Raw genomic sequence first — 20,222 nt, forward strand, 5'->3', positions numbered from 1 at the left:
CTCGCGCCCACAACGCCCAGGAGGGCACCTCATGACCACCACGATTCCCACCACTGCTGAGGCGGTGCCGGTGGGTCCTGGCCTGTCGATGTTCGACCCGATCTTCATCGGGATCGACGAGTTCGGCCAACCCGTCTACCTGGACGTCGTCTACCGCAACCTGCTCACCGCAGGCGAACCCGGTGGCGGTAAGTCCGGCCTGATCAACAACATTTGCGGTCATGCCGCCCTGTGCGACAGCACCCGCCTGGTGCTGTTCGACGCCAAACTCGTCGAACTCGGCCCCTGGCGCGACCTCGCCGACGCGTTCATCGGCCCCGACATCGACCAAGGCATCGAGGTGCTGCGTCGCCTCCTGGTCGTCGCCACCAACCGCTACGCCTGGCTCCTCGCGAACCGGCGCCGCAAGCTCGCCGAGGGCGATGGCATGTCCGTCATCGTCACCATCATCGACGAACTCGCCATGTTCTCCACCGTGCTCGGCACCAAGCAGCAACAGGAAGAGTTCTCGACCCTCCTGCGAGGGCTCGTCTCCCTCGGCCGGGCCTGCGGCATGCCCGTTGTCGCCGCGACTCAGCGCCCGTCGTGGGACATCATCCCCGCCAGCCTGCGGGACCTGTTCGGCTACCGGGCCGCGTTCCGATGCACCTCGCTGAACAGCTCGAACATCATCCTCGGCCAGGGCTGGGCCGAGCAGGGCTACACCGCCTCCGACATCTCGCCCACCAACCAGGGCGCGGCCTACCTCCTGGCCGAAGGCGGCGTTCCCCGCCGTATCAAGGCCGCCTACCTCACCGACACCGACATCTACAACATCGCCGACTACGCCGCCTGGACCCGCCGCCCCACCGGCACCAGCACCCCGGCGGTCAACCCCACCGAGTGGGACATGGCGGCATGACCACCCGCGAACGCGCCTACGCCCGCGCGAACAACCAGCGGGCCGCGCAATTCACCGAACTGTGGGTCATCGGCCGTCCCGAGGACATCGCCGCCATGGTCCGCGTCGCCGGGATGTCCGGCCGACTCGTCTACGTGTCCTCGCCAACCCCGATGGGCGGCGACGACAACCGCCAACGCCGCTACCTGCGGCTGCGCATCAACTGATCGGCCGACAGGACCGGACGACGCCTGGCAGCAAATGCCGGTCCTGCCGACCTCCCACCAAGCCCTTCTGAAAGGACGTGGCTGCCATGAAGGCTACCCACAACCCACCCACCACAGCACCGGTCACACCGGCCGACCTGCTGCGGATGGCCGCCCTCTACCTGCGCCGGCACGGCTGGTCCCAGGGCGACTACTACACGATCATCTTCGACGCCCTCACTCCCCGGGCCTGCGTCTCCGGCGCTGTCGCCATGGCCGCCTACGGCACTGCCACCGACTTCCCGTTTGGTGTCGACCGGCCCGAGCGAGCCGATTTCCGCGCCGCCTTGGGCGTCCTGCGCGACTTCCTCGACCTGGGTTGCACCTCCCGCCTGTTCGGGTGGAACGACAAGCCCGGCCGCACCGCCACCGAGGTCATCAACGCCCTCACCGCCGCCGCTGACCGGTGGGACTCCCTCCACACCCAGGAGGGCAGGAACCGATGAGCACCGTCAAGAAGCCCTTGACGCCGAAGCTGCCTCGGCAGAAGCGCCGCACCGTGGTCGAGAACGACGAATTCGCCGCGTTCGGCCGCCGGATCATCCGGGCTCACGGCCGTCGTGTCGCCACCGGCGATGTGGAAGCACTGCGCGACCTCGTCTCCTTGTCGTCGGTCATCGACGACGCCATCGGTGAGGCCGTGATCGGTCTGCGCGCGTTCGGCTACTCCTGGTCGGAGATCGGTTCCCGGCTCGGCATCTCCAAGCAGGCCGCCCAGCAGCGCTGGGGCGGTGACAAGCCATGACCGACCTGCGCAGCGTCGACCTGGACAACCTGGCCGAGCGCACCGGCATCCGGGTCGAGTTCTACGACCCGCTGGGCACCCGTTACGGGTTCCCCACCTTCCCCTACCACGCCGCACCTTCCGGCCTGGCCACCGTGCGGCAGCTCCGCGCCGCCGGCCTTCGCCCCAATGGCCAAGACCCCATCGCCCAGATCTATTGGCGGCACCGCACACAGCGTCGGGTCGCCTACCTCTACCGCCTGGACCTGGCCGCGCCGAAGCGCACTGCCACGCCCGCTCAGCGGGTGGCCATCGCGAAAGCCCTGCTGGCTCGCCGGACCTGCCGGATCTGCGCCCAGGTCAAGCCCTACTACATCCCCCGCCGCTACGGCGAATGCCTCGACTGCCACGAAGGGAACCCGTCGTGAGCTTCCACCTGTCTGACCCCTGCCTGTGGTGCATCGAGGGCAGCAGCCCTGCCGGCATCCACGACATCCTCGGCCCGGTCTACAAGCCCTGCCCCGTCTGCCTCGGTGCCTGCGCCCTCTGCGAGGGCGACGGACTGTTCCCGGCCGACTTCGCCTGCCTGCCCTGCTTCCGGCAGCAGCTCGCCGCCCAAGGGCTGGCCCCCATCATGTGCGCCCACTGTTCCGGCGTGGTCGACCTCATCCCCCTCGACGCCATCCCGGCCCCGGAGGTGACTCCCCATGGCCACCACTGACCCCGCTGCCGTCACCGAGCAGTTCGCCGCCGAGTACGCCCGCAACGCCGTACCCGCCATGCTCACCGCGATCAAATCAATCAAGCGGTACAACCGCTTCGTTCTCCTCGGTGCGCTGCTGACCAGCTACCTGCACCAGGCCCACTACCTGTGGACCCAGAACGCCGGCTACTTCGCCTACCTCGTCCCGCTGATCTTCGACGCCGCGATGGTGTCGATGCTGACCGTCGTCCGCACCTCCGGCATCGCCAAGGACGCCAAACGCGGAGCCATGGTCGTCTTCGCCGCCGCCGCGATGCTGTCGGCCACCATCAACTTCGCCTCCCCAGGCAGCCTCGGCCTACGCCTGGTCTTCGCCCTGGTCGTCGTCCTCGTCATTGGCGTCGAACTCGTCGCCGGACGCATCCGCCCCGACTTCGCCGCCATCCAAGCCGAAGCCGCCGCCCTCCTCGCCGCCGTCAACGACCTCACCGAAACGACACCGGCCACCGAGCCGACCACCACCCCTACCGTCAACGCCACCCCGGCTCCTACGCCGACCGTCGACACCACGCCGGAGACCGCTCCGGTCGTCGACATCCCGCCGGCACCTGCGCCGGCCGCCATCACGGCACCCGCCTTCACCCCGATTCCAGTCACCCGACCCGAGGTCCCGGCGCACCTGATGCCCACCGCCCGATTCGTCATCGGACGCCACGAACAGAGCACCGGCCGACCCATCACCACCGATGAACTCGCCGGCCTGCTGTCGGTCACCCCGGACATCGCCCGGGAACTGCTGCACACCATCACCGGCCACACTCCGGCCGTCAACGGCACCCCCGTCACGGGTGGTGCCCGATGACCATCCACGTCGTCGACATCGAGCAGGTCACCCACACCTGCCCGGCCTTCGCTGAGGCGCACCCCTACGACACCCGACGCACGGTCATCGACGTCATCCCCGGCGGGGAATGCCGGACCCCGGTCACCGTCCGCTGCGGCGACACGACCGCTACCATCGCGTGCCACCGGCACGAACCGGCTGATCGCCAGTGCGGTGCCTGCCGCATCATCGTTACCCAACACACCATCACCACCTGGCACCTCTCCGAGGCTGCCTGATGGTTTCGACGCTGGACCTCACACCCCGCGCTTCGGCCCGGGGTGTGGGCTCGAACGCCGACACCGTCCCGTTCGTCGGCTACACCGCTGCTGGCTCCGCGTTCACCCGCGCCCAGCAACCCGACTACTTCGGCTGGCTCGAACACGTCCGCGCCGCCGCCGGCTGCACCCGACCCATCCGCCTCGCCGGGCAGCTCCTCACCGTCGAACCTGCCACCGGTCGACTTCTCGACGCCCGGCACACCGACGCCATGCCCGACGCTGCGATCTACAAGGCGTGCGGCAACCGGCGGGCCACCGTCTGCCCGACCTGCGCTGGCGTCTACCAACGCGACGCGTACCAGCTCCTGCGCGCCGGCCTCGTGGGCGGCAAAGGCGTCCCCGACAGCGTCTCCCGCCATCCAGCGGTGTTCGCCACCTTCACCGCCCCCTCGTTCGGCCCTGTGCACGTCCGCGCGGTCAAGCGGCACACCTGCACCAACCGCAAACGCTGCGACTGCCGGCCCGACCCCTGCCACGCCCGCCGCAGCACCGACCCCACCGCCGGACTCTGCGCCCACGGCCGCCCAGCCGTGTGCTGGGCCCGCCACGAACCGGCAGATGCAGTCCTTGGTCAACCGTTGTGCCTGAACTGCTACGACCACGACCACCAGGTCGTGTGGAACGTGTTCGCAGGCGAACTGTGGCGGCGGACCAAGCAAGCCGCGGAACGGCACCTCGCCCAGCTCGCCCGTCGACGCGGCATCCCCCCGACCCGGATGGTCACCGACTCGGGCAAGGTCCGTACGCTCGCCCCCGTCCGGCTGTCCCACGGCAAAGCCGCCGAGTTCCAAGCACGCGGAGCAGTGCACTTCCACGCCCTGGTGCGCCTGGACGGCGTCGACCCCACCGACCCCACCGCCGTCATCCCACCACCGGCCGGGTTCACCGCCGCCGACCTCGACGACGCCATCCGTCATGCCGTGTCCCAAGTTGGCTACACCACCCCTACCCACCCCGACCGGCCCGAAGGCTGGTCGATCGTCTGGGGAGACCCGTCCAAGGGCCTCGACATTCGGCCCATCAGCCTGACCGGCAGCGGTGAGGTCACCGACGGCATGGTCGCCGGCTACCTTGCCAAGTACGCCACCAAGAGCACGGAGGTAACTGGGCACCGTTCTGTCAGGCTCGACGCCGACACCATCGGCGACTACGCCGACCCCGACGGCGACCACACCGCCCGCCTCATCGACGCCTGCTGGCGACTCGGCCGACCCACGAGCACATCCATCCCGCTCTCGCAGCGGCCCAGGGATCACCGGCCCCGGCCCGGCTTCGTCAAGCGCTGGGAATGCCCCGACTGCGGCACCCACACCCGTTACCGCGCTTGCCCCGTCTGCGTCGCCGAACGTCAAGCCAGCCTTGACGCCGAACCGGCGAAACCAGCAACGACCAACCCGTACGCCCGGCTGCGCCGCTGGGCACACATGCTCGGCTTCGGCGGCCACTTCCTCACCAAAGCCCGCCGCTACTCCGTCACCTTCCAACTCCTGCGCGACACCCGCGTCACCTACCGACGCAACGACGACCAAGACCAGGCCGTCACCGACCCCATCAAGGCCGTCGACCACCTCGACGACACCACCCTGATCGTCGGCACCCTCACCTTCGCCGGCGTCGGCTGGCACACCGCCGGAGACGCACTCCTCGCCAACACCGCCGCCGCCATGGCCCGCGCCAGACACGCCACCGGCCGCGAAGAACTCGCCCACGAACTCGGCACCACCCCCGCCGGCACCGTGCCGGTTGCTGCTTGATTCGACAGGAGGAAGGACCCCACCCGTGGATGACGAACTGATGACCGTTCCGGAGGTGCTCGCCGCGCTTAACAACGTGTCCCGCCGGACGTTCTACCGGTGGCGCGAACTCGGCATCGCCCCGGCCTGCATCCGGCTCCCCAATGGAGAGCTTCGGATCGCGAGGAAGGACCTCCGGATCTGGCTGGAGCAGCGGCGCGAGGTGGCGGCGTGAAGTCCCATCGCGTCCGCATCTGGGCGATCAAACCGAACGCCGGAGGTGTCGGGTCGAAGAAGGCCAAGCGGTCGTACACCGTCCGGTGGGTGGTGGCTGGCCGCGAGAAGTCCCGCACGTTCGTCACCCGCGCCTTGGCCGACAGCTTCCGCTCCGACCTGATGCAAGCGGCCAACCAGGGCGAGGCGTTCGACACCGCCACCGGGCTACCGGACTCTCTGACGGAAACCCCGGCGGCCACGACCTGGCTGGACTTCGCCACGAAGTACGTCGACATGAAGTGGGCAGGCGCGGCGGCCAAGTCCCGCGACAGCATGACCGAATCGCTCGCCGCCATCACGGCGGCACTCGTCAAGGACGCCCCCGGCCGGCCACCGGTCGAACTGCTTCGCCAAGCCCTGCGCAACCACGTGCTACCGCCGCCGGCTCGTGGCCTGGACATGCCGCCGGACATCGCCGACGCGACGCGCTGGCTGCGCCACGCCTCCCTGCCGCTGCCTGAGCTTCGCGAGGCGGGAACCGTTCGGAGTGCGCTCGACGTCCTGGTGGTGAAGCTCGACGGCAAGCCGGCCGCCGCGACCACCGCGCGTCGGAAGCGGTCGGTCTTCTACAACGCGCTTCAGTACGCGGTCGAGCTGGAAGAGTTGGAGTTCAACCCGATCGACAAGCTTCGGGTGCGGTCGCAGCGGAAGAAGATTGCCGAGGTCGTCGATCGCCGGGTGGTCGTCAACCAGCGCCAGGCGTTGGAACTGCTGATCGCCGTCACCTACGTCGGCCAGCGGGGACGGAAGGCCAAGCGTGGTGAGCGCCTGGTCGCGTTCTTCGCCTGCCTGTACTTCGCAGCGCTCCGTCCGGCAGAGGCGTTGGCGTTGCGTGAGCAGGACTGCGACCTACCCGAGAAGGGATGGGGTCGATTGACGCTGGCCAAGAGTCGACCCCAGGCGGGCAAGCGGTGGACCGACAGCGGCGAGGTTCACGACGATCGAGGGCTGAAGCATCGAGCCGAGGATGAACCGCGTAGCGTGCCGATCCCGCCCACGCTCGTGGCGATCCTGCGTGCACACATCGAACGGTTCGGGGTCGCTAAGGATGGCCGGCTGTTCCAGAGTGAGCGGGGCAACGTCGTTGCGGCCTCGACGTACTCGCGCGTCTGGGATGAGGCGCGTCGACTGGCGTTGACGCCGCGTCAGGTTGACTCGCCGATCGCTGGTCGGCCGTACGACCTTCGCCACGCCGCCGTGTCGCTGTGGCTCAACGCTGGTGTGCCGGCGACCGAGGTAGCCGACCGGGCCGGACACTCCGTGGACGTACTGCTCAAGGTCTACGCCAAGTGCATCGACGGCGCGGAGGCCACCGTCAACGACCGGATCTCTGAAGCTCTGACCGGCGTGGCCTGGGCCGTATGATTGTCGCCGTTCCGGATCTTGCCTCGGACGTGCCAACTGACCTGCGCAAATGCCGCCAAGGTCATTCCGCGCCGGTTCCGCGAGCTGCGACAAACGGCGGCTTCCGGTGACCTACGGCTGCACGCCTGTTCTAATTGACCGGCATGCGTACTGCCAGCTCAGGAAGCGTTTCGGCTGTGTATCGAGGTGCCCCCGGCAGGATTCGAACCTGCGACACACGGTTTAGGAAACCGATGCTCTATCCCCTGAGCTACGGGGGCGCGAGGGCCCAGTCTAGCGACCTGGGGGTCGACCTGGGGTGGCAGGGAGTGGCCCACGTTCACCCACGTCACCCGTATCCCGGTTCTCCCAGCCCAGGAGCACACCCGGAGCACACGAACCGCGGTTTGCGACCGGCGGTCGCTCCGCGCGACCCACGTTGGCACCGGTTCACCCGGATGGCATCCGCTGGAGAGCACACACCGCGCACATCATCGAAGATCATGTGGGGCTAGCCGTTCCCCCGGCTGGGCACCGCCTCCCACGGGAGATGCCGGGAACGTCGCGATCAGCCGCGCGGCGGCCGGGTCGTCGTTGTCGCGAGTCAGGTCCGCCGGGTCGAGGAAGACGACGTCGACGTCACCCACGGACGACGGGTCGAAGCCGCGTCATCCGTCAGCAGGTCACCCGCGCTCGGCTGGCTCATGGGGTGATGAGGTCGTTTATGCCGTAGTGGCTCCACCAGGTCGGCCGGTGTCTGCGGAGTTCGCCCCCGACGCGGGTCAGCAGGAGCCAGTTGCCGTTCTGGACCAGCGCCGCGTCCTCCTGCCGGGCGGCCAACACCCGGGCCACGGCCTGCATCATGTTCGGGATCCCCTTGTCGACCAGGTCGTCTGCCCGCATGGAGAAGTCGATGTCGACGTACGTCTCCGGCTCCCACTCCCAGCGGGCACCGTCGTCGGCCTCGGCATCGAAATAGCCCTGGCTGCCTGAGGAGACGGTCAGCGCGTACCCGCGGGTGTCGTAGAGGCGGGCACTGAGCAGCCGTGGGTTGGTGCCGCTCGGTCTGGGCTTCTCGGCGGGTTCGGCTGCCACGAGATCAGCCACGTGGTCCAGGGGCAGGTCACCGGCGAGGGTCAACCTGAACTCGACAGCCATCTCTGCGCCTCTCCTCAGTCTCGACGGACGATCTGCACGATCGCGCCGCTCGGCGTTACCGCGACGAGTTCTTTCAGCCTCTCGACGGGCCAGGTATCGAACTGTGTCCGCAGGGCCGCGAGGTCTCCGTGCCAGTCGTGCAGGTTCAGCACCACGCGTTGGGTCTGCTCCTTGTCGACCTTGGCGCGGACCTCGCTCCAGACGCCCCGTACCGGCTTGCCGAGAGTGGGCGAATAGCAGTCGAACACGTGACCCTCGATCAGGTAGTCCGGGTCTTTGTTCGGGTTGCCGGAGTCGCCGGTGCGGAGCCGGGCGTCGGCGATCTCCTGCCTGGTGGGGTTCTGGTGGACCCGGTAGCTCTTGCTGGCGACTATATCGGCGCATTCGTTCTCGAGCTCCAACGGACGCCGCCCTTCGTCGTCCAACCGCGGCGGAATTCTGGCTCTCGGACCGGTCGGCGTCCCGCCCGGGACGCCGGTTGGCTGTCTGGTCCAGGGCGTGCCGTGGTCATGGTCAGCTGATGGGGTGTCGCCGGCGGCATGAGGTGTCGGCGGCGGGTCACCGTGCTGGGAAGGGGTGGGGCTGGCCGGTGGGTGACCGCCAGCCCCTGTCAGTTTCCCGACGACCCCAACTGCCGGGCCTGCGCGATCGCCGCTTCGATGGCCTGCCGGGCCCCGCCGGTGCGCCCAACGACCAGCACCAGGACCTGCTTGATGCCGTCCAGGGCCTGCAACAGCGGCCCGGGCTGCCCGCCCTGCAGGACCATGGCGACGAGTTGCTGCGCCTCACCCACTCCGGTGATGGCCCCGGTCGCCGCGTCACGAGCGGCGTCCACGGCGCTCAGCACGGGCGCCAGCCCGGCGATCGTCTCCTGCGGGGTGGCCTCGTTCGGCACCGCCGCGGTGGCCTTCGTCGCTTCACCGATCGAACCGGCGAGACTTCCCAGGCCGCCCTGGATGCCCGTGATCGCGTTACGCACCCGCGCCACACCCGCCGCCACGGCGACGAAGCCCGCGCCCGCGGCCCGCAACGCCACCTCCTGCGCCTGACTGTCAGCGGCGGCCGCCAACCCCTGCGCGCGTTCGACCCCGGTCATCAACGCGCGGAACTCACCGGTGATCGTCTCGATCTGCGACACGTGGCCGGCACCCCAATCGATGAGAGCGAAAGTGCTGGACAGCTGAACCTACCGGGCTCCTTGTGAGGCCACCAGACATCGACGAGGCGGTTGGCACCGCAGACAGCCACCGCGATGCGAGTAGTCGCACGAGCGGCTTCCGGTCCAGATTCCAGCTCGGGGGGTGGGGTCTGTGGCTGTCGTGTCCGGCTGTCGACGTGTCAGCATCGACGGAACGGCGGTGCTGGTGTTCGCGTCGGGAGGCTCGGTGGGTAATCGCAAGCGCAGTGGCCGCCGGCAGCGGCGGGAGCCGATCCGCCGGATGATCCCGCCCACCCGCGTGCCCGGCAGCCGGCGCCCTCACCGCCCGGACGAGACGGCACTGATGCCGAAATTTGAGTACAGCCCGATGTTCGGACGGCTCGTCGACGCGCCGGTGGAGATGGTGCCGCTGCTCGCGGTCCTAGCCGTTCTGCACCAGGCGCAGAGCGGCATGCCGGTGGGCACCTGTGTCCCGACGAGTCATCAGGTCAGTGGGGCGCTGCGGCACCTTGGCTTCGAGGCCGAGGTGGTCGCCGCGTACGCCTCGCTGTACCGGGTGACCGACACGTTTACCGAGGTGTCCGAGGTCGGCGTGTGGAAACGACCGCCGGTCGTCCATGCCGATGGCACCACGAATGGCCACATGGTTGTTTGGACGCCGTCGTTCGCGCAGCTCGTGGACGCCACCCTGGTGCAGGACCCGCTTCTGCTGGCCGCCGCCCAGGTTGATCCGGTCTACTCGACGCCGGTGTTCGTCGAGGTTCCCACCAACCGGAGGGAGTTTTTCGCGGCTCGGCCCGTCGCCTGGCTCGACGATCACCTGTACGCGTCCTGGGTCCTGCTGCCGGAGTGGACCCGGCTGATGGCCGCGGTTCTGGCAGGGGAGGCCAGCACGGTCGTGGAACTCGGCGCACTCGGTCTGGCCACCGACGCGCTCCGCCTCATCGCGGCCGTCGCGGAGGAGCGGGATCTGAGCGCGATGCTGGTCCAGTGCCCGCGGCTCGGGGCGCTGCTCCGATGAACACCAGCTACCGGAGTTGCCAGTCGAGCCACCGCCGCATCTTGCTTCAGGGGTGTAGAACGTTCCGACCGGCCTGCATCCGCACCCGGGTCTCGCGGTCGTCTCACAACGCATGGCGGGATATTGGTATGACGGCATTGCCAATGATCAGGCAATGCCGCTGGCGCACTTCGGTCCCATAGCCGCGCATTGCCAACCTCGCGATGTACACCCGATCACGAACATAGTTTGGCCAGGAGAGCACCCTGGCCAGCCTGCAGGATATGCGCAGCCTTCAACGGTATCCAGAAACACTCGAGGTGGGTGGGTTCCTGGGTACCGTCGTGGTCTTCCTGACTAGCCCACCGCTCGGGCGTTGGCCCTACGAGTTCCAACTGAAAGACGTGACGGTACTGAATCTCGAACCGGAGCGGTGTGATGTCGTACTCAACCTTCCCCAGCTTGCGGACAACGCGAAAGCCCGTCAGCCCGGTCTCCTCGCGGGCCTCGCGCAGCGCGGCGTCCTCCGGCGCCTCACCTACACGAACGGTGCCTCCCGGCACCTCGACGCCCACCTGCTCATAGCTGTAGTCGGTGTGACGGAAGACGAGCAACCGCCCCTCTCGCACCACGTAGCAGAGAACCTTATCCACCACGACCTTCGCCACCATATGACCTCCCGTATTGGCATTAGCAAAACAAGGGCAGCCCGCGGAAACTGCGGCCCAGCCGCACGGCTCCCGACAATAGGTAACAGGGTGTAACTCATGGACAGGCTATTGGACTCCTATGGATACACCAGGCGCGCAGGCCACGAGTCCATCGGCGATGAATATTGCCTATCTCGCCAACGGTGCGGGGCGGGCATTGGTCGACCATGACATCGCCGTGGGCGCCATTCCCGTCAGCGGACGATGACGAGGTTGGCCATGTCTACCACCGGCCGGTAGCCAAGCGCGGCGTAGATTTTGTTCGAGGTTAGGTTTGCTTGATCGGTGTACAGGCACACCCGCGCACCGTCGGCCTGGATCCGCCGGGAAACCTCGGCAACCGCGTTGCTGGCCCATCCACGCCCGCGCTGGGCTGGTGGCGTGTACACCGGACCGATGCGCGCGACCCCGAACGATGGGGGGGTTGGCACCGGTGAGGTGCACCCGCTCTCCAGTCCCGTCGACCCAGAACCACAGATGCCCGGCCAGCAGTCGGCGCAGCACTTCCGCGCGGTCGGGCACCTCATGTGCGCTGGCACCCCGTCGGCGGCCCGCCTGTTCGTCAGCGTCGCCCACGAACTCGCCGAACCACTTCATGACCAGCTCGACGTCCTTCTCGACCGCGAGCTCCAGGCAGCCAGGCACTGCCGCCGGACGAGCCAGCTTGCCGAGTTCGTGCAGCCGCGTGTGCTGGTTGACCTGGACCCTGCCCCCGCCGAGCCGGGTCAACTCGGTGGCGCACAGCGCAACGGCAGGAACGGCCCCGTTGACCGCAAGGACCTCCTCCCCGCGCTCATACAGAGCGCAGGCCAGGGCCACGGCCGCCTCGTCGGGCATCGGCAGCAGGAACGGCGGATAGGGTGCGAACGGCGCCGCTCGCATACCGGCGCCGACGACCGTGCCGGATGCACCCCTAACCACCAACCACCAATTGCGGTCGGGCTGCGCGATTCCATCGATTTGCGGCGCCAGCAGCCGGTGCGCGACGGTAGTCACGACGGTGCTGACTACCGGGTCGGCGGCCAGATGTTCGCCAGCTACCGCGAGGAACTCGGTCGGGGTAGTGCAGAACTGCAGGCGCGGCGCGGCTACCGAGGTTGCGCTCATCTGCGCAACCCAACCGTCACCATGGGCTATGGGCACGGGATTTTCCGCGTCATCAAGGTGACACGCCCCTCCTTACTCAACCGATGTACGGCGTCGCCCGCTCCTTGAGGGCGTGGTCGATACGCAGCCGCATCGAGGGGTGGATGTTCAACTGGTTGAGCTGGGCGGGGTTCATCCAGCGGACCTGACGCGACTCACTGGAGGTCGTCAGTTCCCCGCCGACGGGCCGGGCCGTGAAGCAGATCGAGAACTGCTGGCGTACTTCACCGTCGTCGTAGGCTCGTCACCTCTGCGGCGGCCGGCACGGCACTCGGCGGTGGATACCTGCTGCTCGCCCTCATCGTCGGCACCGGCATGGAACTCGGCGATGTAAGGCTCGCCGCCTTCCTAGGCGCCGCCCTTGGGACGCTCGACTGGGACGCGGTGCTCCTCGGCGCAGTCCTGCCATACCTCTTCGCCGCGCCCGCGGCCCTCACGCGCCTGGTCCGCGGCCAGCACAGCATTGCCTTCGGGCCATACCTAGTAGGCGGCGCTCTCGCCGCGTTCCTGCTCGCTGCTTAGGCATCGGTAGCCGCAGGCAACTGCGTCAGTGAACTGACAGGTCAAGCTTGGTCACTCACCGACGGACACTCCGCCGGCTTGCCTAATGTGCAGATTCGTACAAAGGTACTATCTTGACCTACTGGACAGGCGGGGGGTTTCTCAGAGATTTCACCGTCGCCGGCGCAAGAAAGTGCGACGTCCTGCCGCAGCGTTCTACTGCAGTTAGCAAGAGGTGCCCCTTGAAATATCGACCGTGCTCACCCGTCACAGCGGCAGCAGTTGCGCTGGGTAGTCGACGCGACCCGCCACTGCCAGTGATCGACTGCCCCTCCCCCAGGCGCGTTCCATCGTTCCCAGTAATTCGGTAGGCTAACGGCCGAAACTGCAGCCGACCATCGGCGCGCAACCCTGCAGTTTCTCGGACCCGAGTGGAGAGGCGGAGGCCGGCATATGTCTGCGGCGAAGCGCAGGGCTGTGGTGCTACTTAGCGGAGGGCTCGACTCGGCCACGGTACTGGCGATGGCGGTGCACGAGGGGTACGAAGCGTACGCGCTGAGCTTTCGCTATGGCCAGCGGCACACGGTGGAACTCGAAGCCGCGAGCCGTGTAGCCGCGAACCTCGGAGCGGTCAAGCACGTCGTCGCTGACATCGATTTGCGCGTCTTCGGTGGCTCGGCGCTGACCGACGACGCTCTCGCCGTGCCGCACCACGACAGCGCCGACGACCTCGGTAGCGACATTCCGATCACGTACGTGCCCGCCCGGAACACGATCTTCCTGTCCTTCGCGCTGGCGTGGGCAGAGACCCTGGATGCCTCGGATGTGTTCATCGGGGTCAGCGCACTCGACTACAGCGGCTATCCCGACTGCCGCCCGGAGTACATCGCCGCCTACGAGCAGATGGCCAACCTTGCCACCAAGGCCGGCGTTGAGGGTCGCCAACGGCTGCGTATCCACACACCGCTGATCCAGCTGACCAAGGCCGAGACGATTCGCCGAGGTCTGGAGTTGGGCGTGGATTACGCCTGGACACACAGCTGCTATGACCCGGTCGACGGGCGGGCATGCGGCACCTGCGACTCCTGCCTGTTGCGCGGTCGCGGCTTCGCGGAGCTCGGCCGCACAGATCCCGCTCTGGCGCCGACGGCTGGGTGAGGTCGGTGTACCGCGTTAAGGAGATCTTTTACACGTTGCAGGGTGAGGGAACCCATGCGGGCCGGCCCGCGGTGTTCTGCCGGTTCACCAGTTGCAACCTGTGGACCGGGCGTGAGTCGGACCGGCATCGCGCTATCTGCCGGTTCTGCGACACCGATTTCGTTGGCACGGACGGCCCAGGTGGGGGTCGTTTCCGGTCTGCGGCTGATCTGGCCGCGGCTGTGGCCAAGACCTGGCAGGGGAAGTCCCATCCTCGTAGCCGCCCCTACGTCGTCTGCACCGGCGGTGAACCGCTGCTGCAACTGGACGAGGCCGCTGTGCAGGCCCTCCACGCCGAGGGCTTTACGGTCGCGGTCGAGACGAACGGCACTCGGCCGGCGCCAGCCGGGCTTGACTGGATCTGCGTCAGCCCCAAGGCGGGCGCCGACCTCGTGCTCACCCAGGGCCATGACCTCAAGCTGGTCTACCCGCAGGTCGGCGCTGAGCCGCAACTGTTCGAAGACCTCGCCTTCGAGCACTTCCTGCTGCAGCCCATGGATGGTCCCGACAGGGCGGCCAACACCGAGGCTGCGGTGCGGTATTGCCTCGACCATCCGCAGTGGCAGTTGAGTCTGCAGACACACAAATACCTAGGAATTGCTTGATGGAAATCTTCCGGGAGTTCACCTTCGAAGCCGCGCACCGGCTGCCGAACGTGCCAGTCGGGCACAAGTGCGCCCGCCTACACGGCCATTCCTACCGGGTTCAGGTCCATGTCCACGGCGACGTCGACCCCGAAGCGGGCTGGGTCATGGACTTCGGCGAGCTCAAGAAGGCGTTCCAACCGCTCCTCGACCAACTTGACCACTACTACCTCAACGAGGTGCCCGGCCTGGAGAATCCGACCAGCGAAGTACTGGCCCGCTGGATCTGGGACAGACTAATCGATCAACTCCCCCTGTCGACTGTCATGGTCCGGGAGACGTGCACCTCCGGCTGCATCTATCGAGGAGAGCGGTGATGCTTCCCGACGTGCAGGCGCTGCCCGACCGGCGGGGGGTTTCCCTCGATGAGGTCGGCATCGAAGGGCTGCGTTACCCGCTGCTGATCGCTGACGGCCAGGGGGCTAAACGCGAAACCGTCGCCACCATCGACATGTCGGTCAGCCTCGACGCCGAGGTCAAAGGCGCCCACCTGAGCCGATTCGTAGAAGTGCTGCACACCTGGCGAGACGAGGTCGCGTCGGACAGTGCGCTGCGCCTGGTGGAAGACCTCCGTACGCGCATGGGCAGCAGCAGCGCCCGCGTCCGTCTCACCTTCGCTTACTTCTTGGAGCGGCAGGCCCCGGTCACCGGCGCGCGGTCCTTCAGCGAGTACCAGTGCGCGTTGACCGCCAGCGTGAGCACAGCCAATCCGGTCCTGACATTGCAGGCCCGCGTGCCCGTAACGAGCGTGTGTCCCTGCAGCAAGGCCATCAGTGATCGAGGGGCGCACAACCAACGCGGCTACGTCACCATCGAAGTCCACCCGGTCGGCCCGGGAGAACTATGGTTCGACGACCTCATCGATGTCGCCGAGGCTTCGGCGTCCTCACCGGTCTACGCGCTGCTCAAACGGCCGGACGAGCGTCACGTCACCATGGCCGGCTACGACAATCCGGTCTTCGTCGAAGACATGACCCGCCACGTTGCCCTGGCGTTGCGCGATGACCCTCGTGTGAACCGATTCCGGGTGCGCGTGGTCAACGACGAAAGCATCCACAACCATGCCGCCTACGCGCGGCTCGAGTGGACCGACTCCGCGACTGGGGGCGACGCGTGAGGTCGAGATCCGGCATGGCCGACCGTCCCGTGCACCTCGTGGTCACCTGCGCCAACCGCAAGACCCGCGTTGTGCCCGATGACCTGCGGCTCGGCAGTCTGCACGAACAGCGGCCAGGGCAACGTTTCGCCACCTGGGCCTCCCGGCTGTCCACCTTCGATGCTGACCGAGTTGCCGCCGTGGACCTGTATGCCGGCGAACACTGGCAGGTTGCCCGCAGCCTTCCCGCAACGCTGCCGCAGACTACGAAACTGTGGGTGTGCTCCGCTGGCTACGGGCTGATCGCAGCCGACACGCCGGTTGCGCCCTACGCGGCCACCTTCACCGCGGGGGAGGCCGATTCGGCCGGCTCCTCGTCGGCCGCCATGCGTGACTGGTGGAGCAGACTCAACCGATGGAGCGGCCCTGACACCCATGCCCCTCGCTCCTTCACAACGCTGGCTCGCCGAAATCCCCACGCGGTCGTCATCGCCGTGCTGTCCGAGGCGTACCTACGCGCCTGCGCCGACGACCTACGCCAAGCCGCAGACTGCCTGGCCGACCGCGAACAGTTGGCCATCATCGGCCCGCCCGGGCGGTGCCCGGACGTCGACGACCTCATCGTGCCGGTTACCGCCGCACTTCGGCCAGTGGTCGGCGGCAGCCTGCAAGCGCTCAATGTTCGTGCCGCCGCCCACCTGCTCACCGCAGCAGCCGACGACCTGTCTTACGCCAACCTGCGCAAACTCGCCGAACAAGCCACCAGCACCGCGCCGCCTGACCCTAGCCGGCGACCCATCGGGCAGAAGCTCAGCGACGAAGCCCTGCGCGACCTTATCCGGCGCCACCTGACCAACGGACCCACCACCGCGAGCAGCCTGCTGCGCCAATTACGTCAGTCCGGGCAGTCCTGCGAACAGTCCCGATTCCGCACCCTGTTCGCCGACGTCGCGGCCCAGGTGAGGCGCTGATGCCCGCCGCCCCCTCCGTCAAGAACCTTGTCCGCCGGGCGCTGCGGATCGACCAGAGCAGCACCTACCCCTTCTTCATGTTCGCGTTGCGCGCCGACGAGGTCCTGCAAATCGCCGACATCTCTCGAGTGAGTCGCGACGAGGCCGGCAACCTCATCGGCTACCAGCGCCCCGAGGTACGCCGGCACGTCGAGGAGATCATCGACTATCTCAACACCGACGGCGCGCTGTTCCCGAACCCGATTATCCTCGCGCTGTCCTCACGCGCGAAGTTCGAGTCAAGCCGCGGCCCCAGCGTCGGCGACGGTCTGGCCACCTCCGGCAAGCTGACCATTCCATTACCGGCGAAGGGCAAGCCGAAGCCAGCTTGGATAGTTGACGGCCAGCAGCGGGCCCTCGCCCTGGCGCGGGCCCAACGCCGCGGCTTTCCGGTTCCCGTCACTGCCTTCGTCGCCGACAGTGTCACCCTCCAGCGCGACCAGTTCCTGCGGGTCAACAACACCCGACCCTTGCCGCGCGGGCTCGTCACCGAACTGCTGCCCGAGGTCGACAGCCCACTGCCCCCTCGTCTGGCGATCCGCAAGGCGCCCGCCGCGCTGTGTGACGTCCTCAACACCGATCCGAACTCACCCATGTACGGGCTGATCAAACGGGCCTCCACGAGCCGGGAACAGACACCCCACGCGGTGATCACCGACACCGTGGTGGTGAACATGCTCAATGAGAGCCTGACCTCATCGTCAGGCTGCCTGTTTCCGTACCGCGACGTCAGCCGCAACGAGACCGACTTCGAAGCGATCCTGAAGGCCTTGTACGTCTACTGGGCTGCGGTGCGCGACACCTTCCCCGACGCCTGGGGACTGCCGGCTACCAAGAGCCGCCTCATGCACGGTGCTGGGATCCGCGCGATGGGCCGGCTGATGGACCGCATCCTAGGCGCCGTCGATCCCCGCAGCCCCAACGCACCGGAGACCATCCGCCAACACCTTGCCCTCATCGCACCGCACTGTCATTGGACCGCTGGCGTCTGGGACGACCTAGGCCTGCGCTGGAACGAGATTGAAAACATGCACCGGCACATCCAGGAACTGTCCAACTACCTCATCCGCCTGTATCACAACACCCGGGCAGAGCTGTCGTGAGGTTCTTCTTCCCTGACAGTCAGGACCAGGTCGACCCGGGCTTCGACTTCGTCACCGAAGAACGCGACCCGTTCCGCGTCCGGCAACGCGACGACCTGTACGCCCACGAGGTACTCACCCAAGCCCCCTTCGACGGGCTGCTGGTCTCCAAGGCCATCGTCGACGGCAAGGCCGGCGGAGGAACCGGCAAGTACACAGCCGCGCAACGCCACCGCCTTTACCGCGAGGGCGCCCGACGCTTCTTCCGCCTCGACCGCGGCCACACACCACTGAAGATCATGGGCGATTGTGGAGCGTTTTCCTACGTCGCTGAGGAGTACCCGCCCTACAGTGTCGACGAGGTCATCGACTTCTATGACGGCTGCGGATTCCACTACGGCATCGCCGTAGACCACGTCATCTTTCAATACGAGCCCAAGACAGCCCGCGACGACGAGCGCGCCGCCGAGTGGGTACGTCGCCAGGAGATCACCCTTGCTCTGGCTGCGGACTTCTGGCAGCGCTGCAAGGCCCGCCGAGTTTGTTTCACACCCCTCGGCGTGGCCCAAGGTTGGAGCCCGCAGTCCTACGCCGACGCCGTCGTCGCACTACAACGCATCGGGTACCAACGCATCGCGCTCGGGGGCATGGTCCCTCTCAAGACCCAGGAAATCCTCGCCTGCCTCACCGCGATCGACCAGGTCCGTGAGCCCACCACACAGCTGCACCTGCTGGGCATCAGCCGCTGCGACGACGTCCCCACCTTCGCCACCCATGGCGTCACCAGCTTCGACAGCACCTCACCGTTCCGTCAAGCATTCAAGGACGACCGCGACAACTACTACACACCCACCGGCACCTACGTCGCCTTGCGCGTACCCCAAGTCGACGGTAACCCCAAGCTCAAGGCCCGCATCCGCTCCGGCGAGATCAGCCAAGCCCAGGCACTCGCCCTGGAACGCACCGCATTGAACCGGCTCCGCCAGTACGACGCCGATGAGATCGAGGTCGACCCGGTCGTCCAAGCACTTGTCGACTACAGCGTCGTGTGGGACGGCAAGTCCGACCGAAGCGCGCAGTATCGTGCGACCCTGGCAGACCGGCCCTGGCGGGACTGCCCCTGTGACCTGTGCAAGGCGATCGGCATTGAAGTCGTGATCTTCAGAGGCACCGAACGCAACAAACGGCGCGGCTTTCACAACCTCTACGTGTTCGAACAGCGACTGCGCCCACAACGAGAAAGGACTCGCGCGTGACCACGACCCGACGTGACCTCCCCGCAGGCACCCCTTCCGAACTCCGGCTGCCCGCGCTGAAGATCCAGCAGGGTCGCGGACGCAGCCTCTACACCTTCGCAATGGACGGTAAACTCGTCCCGCAGATCGCCACCGTCTCGCGCATTCGACGCGACGAGACGACCGAACTGCACGGCTACCAGCGACCCGAAGTTCTCGCCCACGTGGCGGCTATTCGCCGGTACATCGAAACCGACGACAGCCCGCTGTTGCCCAACGCCATCGTCATCGCCTTCGACGAACGCGTGCGCTTCGAACCAAACCCCGCCACCGCCGCTGGCCCCAGCTACGTGGAGACGGGAACTCTGGTAATCCCGCTCATCGACGGACCGGAACACAACCGGCCAGGGTTCATCGTCGACGGCCAACAGCGCTGCGCCGCCATCCGCGACGCCAACATCGACGCGTTCCCCGTGAGCATTAGCGCATTTATTGCCAACGACACCGCCGACCAGCGCTCCCAGTTCATCCTGGTCAACTCCACCAAGGCACTCCCCAAGGGCCTCATCCACGAGTTGCTGCCAGGCGCCTCCGGTGCGCTGCCCACCCCGTTGCGGGTCCGCCAACTGCCTGCCACCCTGCTCGAAAAGCTCAACTTCGATGAGCTGCGGTCCCCGCTCTACCGGATGATCCAGATGCCCACCAACCCAGGCGGCCACGTCAAAGACAACTCGGTATTGCGGATGCTAGAGAACAGCCTGTCGGACGGAGCCCTTTATCGATTCCGCAACGACGAAGCGCTGCCGTACACCGGCGAGATGTTCACCCTACTCTGCAACTTTTGGGCGGCGGTGAAGCAGGTCTTTCCTGATGCGTGGAACAAGCCTCCTCGCAGGTCACGTCTGATGCACGGTGCCGGGATTATCAGCATGGGGTACCTCATGGACGCGATCAGCCACGTCCGCGACGATGGCAACGGCATCATTGAGTCGGACGAGTTCGCCGCTGATCTCAAGGTTATCGCTGACGACTGCCACTGGACCGAGGGTGAATGGGTCTTTAGCGATGGCGTTGCACGCAAGTGGAACGACATCCAGAACACTCCCCGAGACATCCACCGTGTCGCGGACTTCCTCCAGAGCCGCTACCGATCCAGCCAGGTGGCGCGAGGACGATGAAGTGGGTGGCTGTGTG

26 protein-coding genes, 1 tRNA gene and 1 pseudogene are annotated in these 20,222 nt (G+C 67.1%); 21 read left to right on the plus strand and 7 right to left on the minus strand.

What is annotated here, in order from left to right:
• The first annotated feature begins 31 nt into the window (after positions 1-31).
• The 11 genes from GA0070612_RS03025 (at position 32) to GA0070612_RS03075 (ending at position 7,111) form a co-directional block, all read left to right on the plus strand.
• Positions 32-901, plus strand: coding sequence for an FtsK/SpoIIIE domain-containing protein (locus GA0070612_RS03025; RefSeq protein WP_088986526.1), 870 nt, complete (start codon positions 32-34; stop codon positions 899-901).
• Complete coding sequence (locus GA0070612_RS03030) at positions 898-1,107, plus strand: hypothetical protein (RefSeq protein WP_088986527.1); 210 nt, start codon at positions 898-900, stop codon at positions 1,105-1,107. Before GA0070612_RS03025 ends, GA0070612_RS03030 begins: the two co-directional genes overlap by 4 nt.
• Before the next feature lie 86 nt (positions 1,108-1,193).
• Positions 1,194-1,592, plus strand: coding sequence for a DUF6197 family protein (locus tag GA0070612_RS03035; RefSeq protein WP_088986528.1), 399 nt, complete (start codon positions 1,194-1,196; stop codon positions 1,590-1,592).
• Positions 1,589-1,891, plus strand: coding sequence for a hypothetical protein (locus tag GA0070612_RS03040; protein WP_088986529.1), 303 nt, complete (start codon positions 1,589-1,591; stop codon positions 1,889-1,891). The genes GA0070612_RS03035 and GA0070612_RS03040 overlap by 4 nt, the downstream gene beginning before the upstream one ends.
• Positions 1,892-1,911: 20 nt before the next feature.
• Positions 1,912-2,298 carry an RRQRL motif-containing zinc-binding protein gene (locus tag GA0070612_RS03045; protein ID WP_088991236.1) on the plus strand — a complete coding sequence of 129 codons (387 nt, stop codon included), beginning with the start codon at positions 1,912-1,914 and terminating at the stop codon, positions 2,296-2,298.
• Complete coding sequence (locus tag GA0070612_RS03050) at positions 2,295-2,591, plus strand: hypothetical protein (RefSeq protein ID WP_088986530.1); 297 nt, start codon at positions 2,295-2,297, stop codon at positions 2,589-2,591. Before GA0070612_RS03045 ends, GA0070612_RS03050 begins: the two co-directional genes overlap by 4 nt.
• Positions 2,578-3,435: a DUF2637 domain-containing protein gene (locus GA0070612_RS03055; protein ID WP_088986531.1), complete on the plus strand. Its 858-nt coding sequence runs from the start codon at positions 2,578-2,580 to the stop codon at positions 3,433-3,435. The genes GA0070612_RS03050 and GA0070612_RS03055 overlap by 14 nt, the downstream gene beginning before the upstream one ends.
• Positions 3,432-3,695, plus strand: a complete 264-nt coding sequence (locus GA0070612_RS03060) for a hypothetical protein (RefSeq protein WP_088986532.1) — start codon at positions 3,432-3,434, stop codon at positions 3,693-3,695. Before GA0070612_RS03055 ends, GA0070612_RS03060 begins: the two co-directional genes overlap by 4 nt.
• Positions 3,695-5,491, plus strand: a complete 1,797-nt coding sequence (locus GA0070612_RS03065; RefSeq protein ID WP_088986533.1) for a replication initiator — start codon at positions 3,695-3,697, stop codon at positions 5,489-5,491. The genes GA0070612_RS03060 and GA0070612_RS03065 overlap by 1 nt, the downstream gene beginning before the upstream one ends.
• Positions 5,492-5,516: 25 nt before the next feature.
• Positions 5,517-5,705: a helix-turn-helix transcriptional regulator gene (locus GA0070612_RS03070; protein WP_088986534.1), complete on the plus strand. Its 189-nt coding sequence runs from the start codon at positions 5,517-5,519 to the stop codon at positions 5,703-5,705.
• Positions 5,702-7,111, plus strand: coding sequence for a tyrosine-type recombinase/integrase (locus tag GA0070612_RS03075; RefSeq protein WP_088986535.1), 1,410 nt, complete (start codon positions 5,702-5,704; stop codon positions 7,109-7,111). The genes GA0070612_RS03070 and GA0070612_RS03075 overlap by 4 nt, the downstream gene beginning before the upstream one ends.
• A gap of 187 nt (positions 7,112-7,298) precedes the next feature.
• On the opposite strand, the gene GA0070612_RS03080 is transcribed toward GA0070612_RS03075, so the two are convergent.
• From GA0070612_RS03080 to GA0070612_RS03095, 4 genes are all read right to left on the minus strand, one after another.
• A tRNA-Arg gene (locus GA0070612_RS03080) sits at positions 7,299-7,371 on the minus strand.
• Between the two features lie 421 nt (positions 7,372-7,792).
• Positions 7,793-8,248, minus strand: coding sequence for a SitI3 family protein (locus GA0070612_RS03085; RefSeq protein WP_088986536.1), 456 nt, complete (start codon positions 8,246-8,248; stop codon positions 7,793-7,795).
• A 14-nt stretch (positions 8,249-8,262) separates the two neighbouring features.
• Positions 8,263-8,673 (minus strand): CdiA C-terminal domain-containing protein, encoded by a 411-nt coding sequence (locus tag GA0070612_RS03090; protein ID WP_088986537.1) that lies wholly within the window; start codon positions 8,671-8,673, stop codon positions 8,263-8,265.
• Between the two features lie 185 nt (positions 8,674-8,858).
• Positions 8,859-9,386 (minus strand): DUF6244 family protein, encoded by a 528-nt coding sequence (locus GA0070612_RS03095; RefSeq protein ID WP_088986538.1) that lies wholly within the window; start codon positions 9,384-9,386, stop codon positions 8,859-8,861.
• A gap of 172 nt (positions 9,387-9,558) precedes the next feature.
• Here GA0070612_RS03095 and GA0070612_RS03100 point away from each other — a divergent pair, with 172 nt between their 5' ends.
• Positions 9,559-10,428, plus strand: coding sequence for a hypothetical protein (locus GA0070612_RS03100; RefSeq protein ID WP_231924446.1), 870 nt, complete (start codon positions 9,559-9,561; stop codon positions 10,426-10,428).
• A 215-nt stretch (positions 10,429-10,643) separates the two neighbouring features.
• Here GA0070612_RS03100 and GA0070612_RS03105 read toward each other — a convergent pair whose 3' ends face one another.
• The 3 genes and pseudogenes from GA0070612_RS03105 to GA0070612_RS03115 all read right to left on the minus strand — a co-directional run.
• Positions 10,644-11,078: an NUDIX hydrolase gene (locus GA0070612_RS03105; protein ID WP_088986539.1), complete on the minus strand. Its 435-nt coding sequence runs from the start codon at positions 11,076-11,078 to the stop codon at positions 10,644-10,646.
• A 168-nt stretch (positions 11,079-11,246) separates the two neighbouring features.
• Entirely contained in the window at positions 11,247-12,224 is a 978-nt protein-coding gene (locus GA0070612_RS33115; RefSeq protein WP_456299241.1) for a GNAT family N-acetyltransferase, read from the minus strand.
• A gap of 76 nt (positions 12,225-12,300) precedes the next feature.
• Positions 12,301-12,504: pseudogene (locus GA0070612_RS03115) on the minus strand (NUDIX hydrolase); the annotation flags it as partial.
• A gap of 74 nt (positions 12,505-12,578) precedes the next feature.
• Between GA0070612_RS03115 and GA0070612_RS03120 the strand changes: the two are divergent.
• The 9 genes from GA0070612_RS03120 (at position 12,579) to dbpB (GA0070612_RS03160) (ending at position 20,206) form a co-directional block, all read left to right on the plus strand.
• Entirely contained in the window at positions 12,579-12,785 is a 207-nt protein-coding gene (locus GA0070612_RS03120) for an A24 family peptidase (protein ID WP_231924449.1), read from the plus strand.
• 432 nt (positions 12,786-13,217) lie between these two features.
• Positions 13,218-13,922: a 7-cyano-7-deazaguanine synthase QueC gene (gene queC / locus GA0070612_RS03125; protein ID WP_088986540.1), complete on the plus strand. Its 705-nt coding sequence runs from the start codon at positions 13,218-13,220 to the stop codon at positions 13,920-13,922.
• A gap of 5 nt (positions 13,923-13,927) precedes the next feature.
• Entirely contained in the window at positions 13,928-14,566 is a 639-nt protein-coding gene (gene queE, locus GA0070612_RS03130; protein ID WP_231924450.1) for a 7-carboxy-7-deazaguanine synthase, read from the plus strand.
• Positions 14,566-14,922 carry a 6-carboxytetrahydropterin synthase QueD gene (gene queD, locus GA0070612_RS03135; RefSeq protein WP_088986542.1) on the plus strand — a complete coding sequence of 119 codons (357 nt, stop codon included), beginning with the start codon at positions 14,566-14,568 and terminating at the stop codon, positions 14,920-14,922. Before queE ends, queD begins: the two co-directional genes overlap by 1 nt.
• Positions 14,922-15,722 (plus strand): GTP cyclohydrolase FolE2, encoded by an 801-nt coding sequence (gene folE2, locus GA0070612_RS03140; RefSeq protein ID WP_088991237.1) that lies wholly within the window; start codon positions 14,922-14,924, stop codon positions 15,720-15,722. Before queD ends, folE2 begins: the two co-directional genes overlap by 1 nt.
• A gap of 14 nt (positions 15,723-15,736) precedes the next feature.
• The gene (locus GA0070612_RS03145) at positions 15,737-16,672 is read left to right on the plus strand and encodes a hypothetical protein (protein ID WP_231924451.1); all 936 of its coding nucleotides are present in this window, start codon (positions 15,737-15,739) and stop codon (positions 16,670-16,672) included.
• Entirely contained in the window at positions 16,672-17,814 is a 1,143-nt protein-coding gene (gene dbpB / locus GA0070612_RS03150; protein WP_088986543.1) for a DGQHR domain-containing protein DpdB, read from the plus strand. Before GA0070612_RS03145 ends, dbpB (GA0070612_RS03150) begins: the two co-directional genes overlap by 1 nt.
• Positions 17,811-19,049: a tRNA-guanine transglycosylase DpdA gene (gene dpdA / locus GA0070612_RS03155; RefSeq protein WP_088986544.1), complete on the plus strand. Its 1,239-nt coding sequence runs from the start codon at positions 17,811-17,813 to the stop codon at positions 19,047-19,049. Before dbpB (GA0070612_RS03150) ends, dpdA begins: the two co-directional genes overlap by 4 nt.
• Complete coding sequence (dbpB, locus tag GA0070612_RS03160; protein WP_088986545.1) at positions 19,046-20,206, plus strand: DGQHR domain-containing protein DpdB; 1,161 nt, start codon at positions 19,046-19,048, stop codon at positions 20,204-20,206. Before dpdA ends, dbpB (GA0070612_RS03160) begins: the two co-directional genes overlap by 4 nt.
• The last annotated feature ends 16 nt before the right edge of the window (positions 20,207-20,222 follow it).

This window comes from Micromonospora chokoriensis (assembly GCF_900091505.1).
In the GTDB taxonomy this organism is placed as follows: Bacteria; Actinomycetota; Actinomycetes; order Mycobacteriales; family Micromonosporaceae; genus Micromonospora; species Micromonospora chokoriensis.